We start from the raw sequence: 10,728 nt of genomic DNA, 5'->3' as shown, positions 1-10,728 counted from the left end.
GCCGGCGAGCAATGGCATCCGGGCGTGGTCGGCATTGTCGCCGGCCGGATCAAGGAAACCTTCAACCGTCCGGCCCTGGTCGCGGGAATCGCGGAGGGCAGGGCGGTGGGTTCTGGCCGCTCGGTGCCGGGGGTCGATCTCGGCAGCGCGATCATCGCCGCGCGCGAGGCGGGGCTGCTGATCAAGGGCGGCGGCCACGCCATGGCCGCGGGTTTCACGGTGGAAGCCGGGCGGATCGAGGCGCTGCGCGGCTTCCTCGCAGAGCGGTTGGCGGTGGCCGCGACGCTGCCGGACGCGGCCGATCTGCCGATCGAGGGCATGGCGGCGGTCGGCGGGATCGATGAGGCGCTCGCCGCGGCGATCGGCCGCGTCGGGCCGTTCGGCGCCGGCAACGAGGAGCCGGTGTTCGTGGTGCCGCGGGCGCGGGTCCTGCGGGCGGACCGCATCGGCCGGAACGAGGCGACGATCCGCGCCTTCGTCGAGGGCGAGGCCGGTGGCCGGCTGAAGACGATCCTGTTCCGCGCCGGAGACGGCGACCTTGCGGCCGCGCTGGCCCGTCCGGGCGGCGCACCGCTCAATCTTGCAGGTCACATCCGCGCGGAACAATGGAATGGCAGAACCTCGGTCAGCCTGATCCTGATCGACGCCGCTCCCGCTTGACCTGCCCCCACCACTCGGCTACCCACGCTTTCAGAAAGTCCCGTTCGTCTAGAGGCCTAGGACGTCGCCCTCTCACGGCGATAACAGGGGTTCGAATCCCCTACGGGACGCCACTTGCGATGGATCTGGGCACCGTCAATCGCACTGGGTTCATGATCCCACCCGATGGCTGCTGCCAGGGCTGAACGCGGACCGTTGATGCTCACGGTGCCGATCTTCACCATCATTTTGCTGACGAACATCGGCAGATAGGCTTTAGATAGGCTTTCCGGAACACCGGATCGTCGTTGTGCATCGCCTGTCTCATGACTGATCGGCCCCCAGCGCCAGACACTGCGCCGCCGCCAAGGCCGGAGGTGAAATTGCACCAACTTTCAACCCCGACCACTCAGTGGGGGCCGGTCATGTCTTCGAAAGCGAACTGAATCACAACCCGATAAAATCGCTCAACTATCTTTTTCGGTCCGGCTCTCGGGAACTGGAGACCCATGGTCGCTGGACCGGTGTGGCTGCGATCATCCCGGCGGGTGTGCTCGATGGTGCCACGGTCCTGGTTGGGTGAGTGGTGTCGCCGCCTATCCGATCACGGAGGACGACAAGCATTGCGATATCGATAACAGATGATTAGATAGAGTGAATTAGTGAATAACTAACGAAACCCTCTCCTCCGAGAGGCGCGCTTATTATGGATATGCGTATTGATCATAAGGGGATTTTGATGGCTGATAGGAAGACGATCTGCCTGAACATGATCGTGAAAAACGAGATGGCCAATCTCGCGCGTTGTCTTGGCGCTGTTGCACCGTGGATTTCGGCTTGGGTTATCGGCGATACCGGCTCGACTGATGGGACGCAGGATTTTATCCGTTCGTTCTTTGCCGAGCGCGGCATTCCTGGTGAGTTGCATAGTTTTCCGTTCGAGAATTTCGCGCAGGCTCGCAACGAGGCGCTGGCACATGCTTATGCGACACCCATCGAGTACGATTATCTATTGCTGAATGATGCCGATAAGGAACTCGTCGTCGACGACCCCGACTTCCAGCAAAAACTCCAAGCCCCATGTTACGATTTGCTGCAGCATGCGGGCATCAGCTATTGGAATGCCCGACTTGTTCGCCGGAATGCCGGAGCGCTGTATCATGGTGTCACGCATGAGTATCTCGCCGTCGATGGCGATCGCCAGCGGCTTGATGGCGTGTGGTTCAAAGACCATGCAAGCGGCGCCAACCGCGTCGACAAATTTGAACGCGATATCCGGCTGCTGACCGAGGCGTTGGCCGATGATCCTGAGAACGCCCGTTATGTGTTCTATCTCGCCCAGAGCTACCGAGATGCCGGACGGTTGACTGAGGCCGTCGAGGCCTACGCCAAGCGGGCAACGATGGGCGGTGGGGATGAGGAAGCGTGGTATGCGCGGTTGCAGGAGGCCCGTTGTCTTCTCCGTCTCGGTGACGACGGCGGATTCGTGCGCCAATCGCTGGCCGCCTTCAGCCAACGCCCACACCGTGCAGAACCGCTGTACGATCTCGCGCGTTACCACCGGGAGCGCAGCCGAACCGAAGCGGCGGCGCTGTTTGCAGAACAAGGGATTGCGCTAGGATATCCTGACCGCGACACGCTGTTTATCGAGGATTACATTTTCGATTGGGGGCTGCGCGAGGAACTGTCGATTGCGGCGAATTATTCGCCCGGTCCAGCGCGTAAGGCGCGCGGTGCTGCGGCGTGCAACTGGCTTGCACAAAGCGCCGACGTTCCTGAACATGTGCGTTCCCTAGCCCAATACAATCAGCAATTTTATCCAAAGGCAGCGGACGAGGTGACAGCGGACGGATCGCAGCGCGCCGCGACCATAGGCGACGGAAATAAAATCGACATACATCGTGACGTGGGTAGATCGCGGCTTTTGCCCGCAGATTTAGCCGACGCCGTGCGGCAATTTCATCCTGTGACCTCAGCTGCTGATTTGAAAAAGTCTACATGGGTCCCGCAGACGCCAATGGCTGGGACTGAGTTGATGGTTGGTGGCCTGAAGCAACGGATGGCTCAGGAACTCGATCGCATCAACCTTCAAATCAACCACCCCGGCAGCGAAAAGGACTCCAGGCCGCGTGTGGTCTGGATACACCATGACGTCAACCAGGAATGGGTTCAATGGTGTTCAGACAAGGCGACTGTCGATTTGGTCGACTGTTTTGTTTTTGTCTCCCACTGGCAGCGTGAACAATATCTCAAGACATTCGGGCTACCGCCGGAACGTTGTGTGGTGCTGCGCAATGCGACTGACGTCAACGCATCGCCGCGGCGATGGGAAGCAGGTCCTGTTTGGCGTTGTGCTTATGCTAGCACGCCGTTCCGCGGTCTTTCCGTACTTCTCGACGCCTGGGAACACATCAACCCAGTCAATGCCGAACTGCACGTCTGGTCGTCCATGAAACTTTATCTTGGCGACGACGGCCCTTACAGCCATCTCTACGAACGAGCGCAAGCGTTATCAGGTGTGTTTTATCATGGTATCGTCCCTAATGCCGAACTACGCATGGCGCTTCGGGACATGCATTTTCTCACCTACCCCAGCACATTCGCGGAGACCTCATGCCTTGCTGTGATTGAAGCGATGGCTGCGGGCTGCCGGGTGATTTGCCCGTCGCTCGGCGCACTGCCAGAAACCACAAGCGGATTTGCGCACGTCTATCCTTGGACGGTTGACGCCAACGCACATGCAGCGACCTTTGCCGCAAAATTGCGCGAGGAATTTGATAATCCGTGGAACGGTCAGCCAGAGCGATCGCTCGCCCAGCAGGCTCATTTTGCCGAAGAGTACGATTGGTCACGCCGTGTATGCGAGTGGCGGCAATTGATTGAAAAATTGTGCAATTAATCAAACGAGACGACAACCTATTTGATAATTTTCTTGTGTTGTTAAGGTTATAAATGATGATGGAAATCTCAATCCTAACGGGCTTTTTGATATAGGAAGGGGCGAATGCTGGAAGGATCAGCAGACGATCATCAACACACGATCAATGGCCCCTTATGTCAGCAATATGTGGCGCAAGTGAGCAAGTCCGGAGTCCTGCCACAAAAGTGGCGCCGCCCATCCGAAGGATGTTCCGGCCAGCGACAGCAATACCCAGGCCGCTCGCTCGCCGTGCCGCAGGCTCGCTGTGGCGGTCCAGCTGGCGACCGCAGCCAGGCTACAGGCAACGACGACGATTGGTGCGTCGAGGTGCCAGAAATATGTCGCCAGGGCGCCTGAAATCGGCGGCAGCAATAGGGCCGCAAGGGCTGTGGCCGGTTGGGTTTGCTCCCGCCGGTTGAGCCCGAGGCGCCAGATGATCAGCCAGCTTCTTGGCGCGATAGTTGCGCACATCAGCGCCAACGCAACGAACGCTGCCGTGAACTGGCCGCCAAAAGAGGCCAACCAGGCGCTGTGAAGGACTTCCTGTGGAGCCGCCCCGTGCAGGATCGCGTTCCATACAGCGATCGCTTCGGCAGGCGGGCGCCCGAACATTGCACCGCTTAATATCATCGACGATACGACAATGAAGCCTGGCAGAAGTGCAATGGTGAATAGCGCGACCGCGGCGGAAATGCTGTTCATTTCGCGAAAGGCGAGGGGCAGCACGATTAATGTGGGCGCTACCCAGTAGATCGCATTTGGCCAGAGGACGAACATCGCGGCGACGCCAACTCCGAGCAGTATAAGTGCCCGCGTATCGGCGATCGCTTCGACGCGATCGATCGCCAGAATCAGGAGTCCCACCACGATCGTGTAAAAGATCATTGGTGCTCCGCTGGTCGCGATGATGACGATCACCGGGTTCGCGCTGGTGACAAGAATACCCGATGCCGCCAAACCTGGTGACCAACCGCGTTGTATGAGATCACGCGCCAGAAGCCCCTGCGCCAGAGCGGTGGCCGTTATTGTGATGACGACCATCGAGGATGGGCCGCATCCCGGTATCAGGTGCAGAAGATTGATCATCACAAACATCGGCCATTGCCCGGACAGCAACATCTGCGAGTTGGCGTGATTCCAAGACTCGCGCAGGGCGGGCTCGATCGCGCCGGCCAGCAGGAGCTTGTGAGCGGCCGCGGCGAACAACAAGAACGACGCCCCGCCGACGACCAGCGCCACTCGCCACGGACGCGTGACCAGGGGGCCGGAAGAGCGGACCTGGATGTGGCTTGCGCCGCTACTCACTGTGCTTCACTTCCCGTGGCGGAACCCGCCTTGAGGCTGGCAATGGTTTCCTGGGTGCGCGAGGACGTTCCGTGGGTTGTCTTTTCCCAATAATGAGGGTTGGTGACGAGTTGCAGGAGTGCCTTGTAGGCCGCCACGGAGTGCAATACCCAATAGGCAGGGGCAAGCAGTCCCCATGGAACCAACCCGTACCAGCGACGCTTCGCGACAGCGACGATATTGAAATACACGTACATCGCGTTGCCCACCATCAGATCGAACAGCGCAAGCACCAGAACGGGCCCCGGGAAGAAGCCGGCCACGGCCGATCGCCCAACGATGACCGAGACGAGAAACATGATCCAGAGCAACGGATTGATCAGCGCGGTCATCGGGGGGAAGCCGATGAACATATGGAAGCCGAGAAATCCGACCGGCCCCAGCCGCCGGTAAAGCTCGACCGGCCGGCGCATATGCACGAGCCATGTCTGCATATAGCCCTTGATCCATCGGCTACGCTGGTTGATCCAGCTGTGCAGGACGCCGTTTGCTTCCTCGAATGTTGTGGAATTGACCACGGCCACCCGATAGCCAGCCTGCGTGAGGCGGATGCCAAGATCGGCATCCTCGGTGACGTTGTAGGGATCCCAGGCGCCGAGTTCGTGCAGCACCTCGGTTCGGAAGTGGTTCGACGTTCCGCCGAGGGGGATAGGTATGTTCAGCCGGTACAGGCCGGGCAGCAGATAGTCAAACCATTGGCTATACTCGAGTGTGAACATCCGGGTCGGAAATTGTCATCACGGTTGAAATAGTTGAGCCGTGCCTGAACGCAGGCGACCTCGGGGCCGGAGGCATTGAACAGCGCGACAACCTTGCGCAGCTGGTCGGGTTCAGGGCTGTCCTCGGCGTCGAAAATCACGGTGTATTCGCCGCGCGCGAAGCGAAGCGCATAGTTGCAGGCCTTTGGCTTGGTTTTCGGCTGGCTGTCCGGAACCCGGATGATCTCGAAAAGATCCTCAGCACCGAGGGCCTTTGCTGCCTCGATCGTCTCGGTGTCGCCGGCTTCAAGCACCAGTTTCACATCGAGCTTCGCCCGCGGATAATCGAGGCGTCGGATCGAATCGACCAGGATCGGCAATACTTCAGCCTCGCGATACATCGGAACAAGAACGGTGAAGACCGGGAGATCCCCGTCCTTGAGTGCGGCGAGTTCGCTCGCATTGACGGATATATCGGTCCGCCTCCCGCTTCCGACGATCGTGAGGACACCGCGGAACGCGAACAGGGACGCATACAGTGCGGAAACCGTCGCCATGATGCCGAGCAGCGTCAGGCGGGGGGCCAGGCCCAGGGCGAGCAGGAGCGCAAGACCAATCCCCACCGCGACGGTCTTCTGGCCCGCCGAAAGCGTGACTTTTGCAGAGAGTTCCGGATTCCGGTTGAACAGCGCCTCGCGCGCCGCTTCGCTCAATTCTGGGTCAAATATCCGTTGAACGGCCCAGATCAAATCGAATTTCGACGTGATCACGAACTCGACGTGACAGCCCGGCATGCGTTCGCGCATGAGGGCGCGGATCGCAGGATCCTCGGGATTCAGGGTTGCGATCACCACAACGCCGTCCGGCTGGCGCCGCCAGGGAATAAACAGGTGACGCAGGTAAAGGTCATGCTCGGCTTCGGCAAGCAGCGTGTGATCACACGGACTGGCCCGGAGATCGACAAGCGGCAAACCCGATGCGGCGGATAGTTCTCGTGCCCATCGCAAGCTGGTGACGCGATACATCGCGCTCAACACGTCTGGCAGACTGACGCGCCAGGCATAGGCGGTATGGATCGCCTCGTCCCGTTGCAAGGGGGTGACGCTGCCCGCTTGCACCAGGCGGTCGAGTGCTGCCAGATCGCGAGCGGAAGGCGGCCGCCATGGTGGCCGGCCCGAAGCGGGCATGCGTCAGAACCTCAGCCAAACGGCAAGAAAGCCAGCATTGCCGAGAGCGACGTTTCGCCCACCGGCGTCATGCCATAGGCCTGCCTGCACAGCGACATGATGAGTAAGGTCATGCACCACGGAAAACGCGACGCGGTAGAGATTGTAATCCGATCCGCCGGGCGCGGCCGTGCCGACGCTGATCGTGTTGAAGCCTTGCGCGAGCAATAGCCAGCCTCGCCGAGGGCGAATACCGATCGTCCCGTCGGCACGGATCTGATCGGCCCAGCCATCGACTTCCATCCGATAGCCCGCTTCGAGATCGGTATAGCCGGACCAGCCACCGGGCAGGCGAAAGGCGTGGCCAAACAGCACGCGGCCTTCATATTCGGCGCCTGGCTGGGCAAGAACGGGGGAGGCCGGACTTTGCACGCCGGGGATGCCCAGTTGCCCCTGTACCGAGATCACGTTCCATGCGTCGCGCCACACCGCATAGCGTGCCCAGAGGTTGAATTGCACGAAGCCGGTGGCCCCACGGGTGCCCGGCAGGTTCGACTGTATCACTTCCTGAGCCCTGGGTTGGAAACCCAGAGTCAATCGTGGAGTGAGCCCATATTCGATGTAGGGAGACAACTCATATTGCACATAGCGGCCTCGCCCGGCCGGCTGGCCGAACTGGCCATAGCCCTGGGTCGCCGCGTGATAGTCGCTGAACGTCTCGATCGCGAGCCAGTGCCCGACGGGCTCGGGCCAGGCACCCGCCCTGGCGGCGGATGTTGTTGCGGCGGTGCCGGCGATGACAAGCGCCGCCAGCCGCCATGCCGGCATTATTCTCCTCATCGACGGTGTCTCCGCCGCGCGAGAATCACGACGAGAGCGACAGCGATGAGCAACCAGATGACCGCAAAGAGCTCCCGACGCCAGGCCGCGACGATGCCCGCCACGCTGGCGACGGCAGAACTGTGGAAGTCCGCCCGGTATGCGGCCGTCTCGAAGGTCGCTGGCGGTCCCGATCCATCATAGAAGGCGATGTTACCATCGCCGGGCAACACAGCCTGAGCCAGGCTGGATCGTGGGCCGGGAGTCAACCACAGTCCCGGAACGCCCGTCTTGGTCGCGGCCAGCTGGAGAACGGTCAATTTACGGATATGCGGCAGCTCTATCGCTGCCGACCGGCCGGGAAGCGAAAGCTTTCGGGCGGCGTGCGGCGCCCGAGGTTGCGGCAGCGGCGCCTGTGCCACCACATCATCGGGCTTGTCAGCGATCAGCAGGAACGGACGGGTCGGTGGTCCGTTCGCGGCGATGACATTGATGGCGATCGGATTGACCTCATGGTTGCCCAGCAACTGCGCGACGAGCGGCAGGGTCGGGCCGAGTGCCGCCGCCGGCAGGTCGGTCAGCACGGGAACCGAGCCGCCGCCCGCCGGGGAAAACCCGTTAAACCTTGTCGGCCGGCGCGGGCCATTCCCCAGAACCAGTTCGGTATTGTTCATGAGGGTGAAGTCCACCCCTGCAGGCTGCGAGCACACTTCGGTGTGGCCAAGCCGGCTCAGTTGCAAGGTGACGGGCGCCCCTGCCGACAGAAGTCGCTGGGGCAGATCGATCCGCACATGGTCAAGCCTCACGGCGCCCCGAAAGGCTCGGCTCCAGACGACGTTGCCGCCCACCAGCAAGGTAACGGCCTCGGCGTCGCCCGGTGGAAGGGCGGCGCCTCTCCCCTCCAGAATTACGGCAGTGACGTGCCTGTTGACCGGCAGGGACGCCGGAACGAGAGGAATTGGCAAGGTTCTGGTGCCGAATACCGTCACCGTTTTCGAGGCGATGCCAAGCGCTCCGAGTGTGACAGCATCGGCCCCCTGACGTTTGGTGGCGGCGCTCGCCAGCGTCGCCGTGACGCCTGCCGAGCGAATGCCGGCGGTCAGTTGATCGGCCACCACGAGACCGCGCGCCGCGGCGGGCGAGCCGACGACGATCTGGGATTGACCATCGGTGCCGGTCTCGACGTTTGCCACGTCGTGTTTCGGGTCATTGGATGGGTCGATCCGGATCGATGCGTCGGGCTGATCGGAGACGAACGGCGTGATTCCGCGCTCGACAAGCGCGGTGGACAGAATGAGCGCACTATCGATGTCGGCGAGGCTCGGCTGTGATGGCAGCGCGATCGTCACTGGTGTCGAAAGTCCGCGCCAAGCGGTTCCGACGCCTGCCTTGCCGCCGGATGGCGTGAAGCCGGTATTTGCGGCGATGCGGATCCATGTGCTTGCCGGAGAGCGGCCGCCGCAGTGACCGCGCCGGACCGGCGGCAGTGTCTCGATAAAGGTCAGGCGCAGAAAGGAGGATTGCCCTGTCACAAGCGAGGCCGGAATCGTGATGCGGATGGGCGAACCGGCGTCGCTGGCGGGAACGGTATCCACCGGCGTGCCATTGGCCTCGACGGTCAGCGCCGCACCGGCACCAAGTGTACTCGCAGCCATGAAACGCAGGGTCAGGTCGCCCCCGATGGCCCCCTGAGTGACCGGCATGAACACGCTGGCATGGAGGTGGTCACTCCTCAGGGTAATGCCCTGGGGAAATCCGAGATCCCGTATTGTGTTGGCATCTGCGATACCACAAACCAGATTGGGCATGAGGCCAACCATGGCCAGTATGGCACCGTAGAGGCATTTGGGCCGGAAGGAGCGGGGAGGCTGGGTTGGAGATTGTGTGCAGTTGACGCGTTCGTCGCGTAATCTCAAACTGATCACAGATTATTCCCACAAGACGATATTTTAAGACCAAAACATTAGCTGTCTAATTTAATATCTTTTTTATCAAAATGAGTAAAGCCTGATCGAGAATGTTGACTCGAAATTTGAACGTTTCTGGCTTCAATCATGATTTCGCAGCTATCCGCCGGCCTTGTCGCGCTGAACCGCGGCGTACGCGCTCACCCATCTTGAAGCTAAAGGGGTTCGGTGGCCGATCCACAACGCTGATGTTTGCGGCTTCGCGACGGTCCGCGACCAAAGAAACCGTTCGGAACATCTCGCCAGTGCGCCGGAACGGCTGCGCTGACAACCTTGATCTGGCACGCCTCCGATCCCATCGCATGTAGCGCTTTATCTATTTGATAGTCGCGGCATCTTTGGCCGAATGACATGATAGTCAGCGTGCAGCATGAAAATATCAGGTTCCGGTAATACATTGTTAAGGAGGCCCGGATAGAAGTTTTATTTAATAAAATAGACCAATCAATAAAAATGGGAATTGTTTCGTGGTTATTGGGAAGCTACGTCAAATCTCTGACAAAAGCAGGATGTTTGATGCCATTGGAAACTCCTTCGGCATCATCGGTTTCAAACCCGACGGCACGATCATCGACGCCAACGACAGTTTTCTCCGTTTGATGGGCTACGGCGCCGCCGACATCATCGGGCGCCATCATCGTATTTTTGTAACCGTAACCGAGCGCGACAGCGCCGCCTACGGCGAGTTCTGGCAGCGCCTGCGCGGCGGCGCCTTCTGCTCCGGCGAGTTCCGCCGCATCGCCAAGTCCGGCCACGATGTCTGGCTCCGCGCCTCCTACGTGCCCGTCCGCAACCGCGCCGGCAAGGTCGCCAGGGTGGTCAAGGTCGCCCTCGACATCACCGCCGAGAAACGGGCCGCCGCCGAAAACGAAAGCATCCTCAACGCCATCGAGCGCTCCCAGGCCGTCATCAAGTTCGCGCTCGACGGCACCATCCTCGAAGCCAACGACAACTTCCTTCGCGTGATGGGTTACGCGCGCGACGAGATCGTGGGCCGCAAGCACAGCATGTTCGCTACACCAGCATACGCCGCCAGCCGCGAATACCAGGCCTTCTGGGAACGCCTGCGCCAGGGCGAATTCATCGCTGGTGATTTCGAGCGCGTGGGCAAGGGCGGCCGCCACGTCTGGCTCCAGGCCACCTACAACCCGGTCTACGACGCCGAGGGCAAGGTG

8 protein-coding genes and 1 tRNA gene are annotated in these 10,728 nt (G+C 60.8%); 4 read left to right on the top strand and 5 right to left on the bottom strand.

Annotation, left to right across the window (positions count from 1 at the left end; all coding sequences use genetic code 11):
* The 3 genes from APM_RS15740 to APM_RS20655 form a co-directional block, all read left to right on the top strand.
* On the top strand, window positions 1–660 hold a 660-nt coding region (locus APM_RS15740; protein ID WP_007424377.1), incomplete at its 5' end, for a DHHA1 domain-containing protein.
* Between the two features lie 37 nt (window positions 661–697).
* Window positions 698–773 (top strand) — tRNA-Glu (locus APM_RS15735).
* A 572-nt stretch (window positions 774–1,345) separates the two neighbouring features.
* The gene (locus tag APM_RS20655; protein ID WP_007424376.1) at window positions 1,346–3,538 is read left to right on the top strand and encodes a glycosyltransferase; all 2,193 of its coding nucleotides are present in this window, start codon (window positions 1,346–1,348) and stop codon (window positions 3,536–3,538) included.
* Between the two features lie 153 nt (window positions 3,539–3,691).
* Here APM_RS20655 and APM_RS15725 read toward each other — a convergent pair whose 3' ends face one another.
* The 5 genes from APM_RS15725 to APM_RS15710 form a co-directional block, all read right to left on the bottom strand.
* Complete coding sequence (locus APM_RS15725) at window positions 3,692–4,798, bottom strand: hypothetical protein (protein ID WP_007424375.1); 1,107 nt, start codon at window positions 4,796–4,798, stop codon at window positions 3,692–3,694.
* Between the two features lie 62 nt (window positions 4,799–4,860).
* Complete coding sequence (locus APM_RS22985) at window positions 4,861–5,622, bottom strand: glycosyltransferase (RefSeq protein WP_256379512.1); 762 nt, start codon at window positions 5,620–5,622, stop codon at window positions 4,861–4,863.
* Complete coding sequence (locus APM_RS22980) at window positions 5,562–6,788, bottom strand: glycosyltransferase (RefSeq protein WP_007424373.1); 1,227 nt, start codon at window positions 6,786–6,788, stop codon at window positions 5,562–5,564. The genes APM_RS22985 and APM_RS22980 overlap by 61 nt, the downstream gene beginning before the upstream one ends.
* A 3-nt stretch (window positions 6,789–6,791) precedes the next feature.
* A complete protein-coding gene (locus tag APM_RS15715) occupies window positions 6,792–7,595 on the bottom strand; it encodes a hypothetical protein (protein WP_007424372.1) in 804 nt (267 codons plus the stop codon).
* 8 nt (window positions 7,596–7,603) lie between these two features.
* Window positions 7,604–9,511: a cellulose biosynthesis cyclic di-GMP-binding regulatory protein BcsB gene (locus APM_RS15710; protein WP_007424371.1), complete on the bottom strand. Its 1,908-nt coding sequence runs from the start codon at window positions 9,509–9,511 to the stop codon at window positions 7,604–7,606.
* Window positions 9,512–10,062: 551 nt separating this feature from the next.
* Here APM_RS15710 and APM_RS15705 point away from each other — a divergent pair.
* A partial coding sequence (locus APM_RS15705) for a PAS domain-containing protein (protein ID WP_007424369.1) occupies window positions 10,063–10,728 on the top strand: 666 nt, incomplete at its 3' end.

Origin of the sequence: Acidiphilium sp. PM (assembly GCF_000219295.1) — a bacterium.
GTDB classification, from domain to species: domain Bacteria; phylum Pseudomonadota; class Alphaproteobacteria; order Acetobacterales; family Acetobacteraceae; genus Acidiphilium; species Acidiphilium multivorum.
This window is presented reverse-complemented; position numbering and strand designations above follow the sequence as displayed.

Excerpts from the sequence above, each read along its gene's own strand:
- APM_RS20655 (WP_007424376.1), top strand. The coding sequence starts at position 1,346 with ATGGATATGCGTATTGATCATAAGGGGATTTTGATGGCTGATAGGAAG.
- APM_RS22985 (WP_256379512.1), bottom strand. The coding sequence starts at position 5,622 with ATGTTCACACTCGAGTATAGCCAATGGTTTGACTATCTGCTGCCCGGC.
- APM_RS22980 (WP_007424373.1), bottom strand. The coding sequence starts at position 6,788 with ATGCCCGCTTCGGGCCGGCCACCATGGCGGCCGCCTTCCGCTCGCGAT.
- APM_RS15715 (WP_007424372.1), bottom strand. The coding sequence starts at position 7,595 with ATGCCGGCATGGCGGCTGGCGGCGCTTGTCATCGCCGGCACCGCCGCA.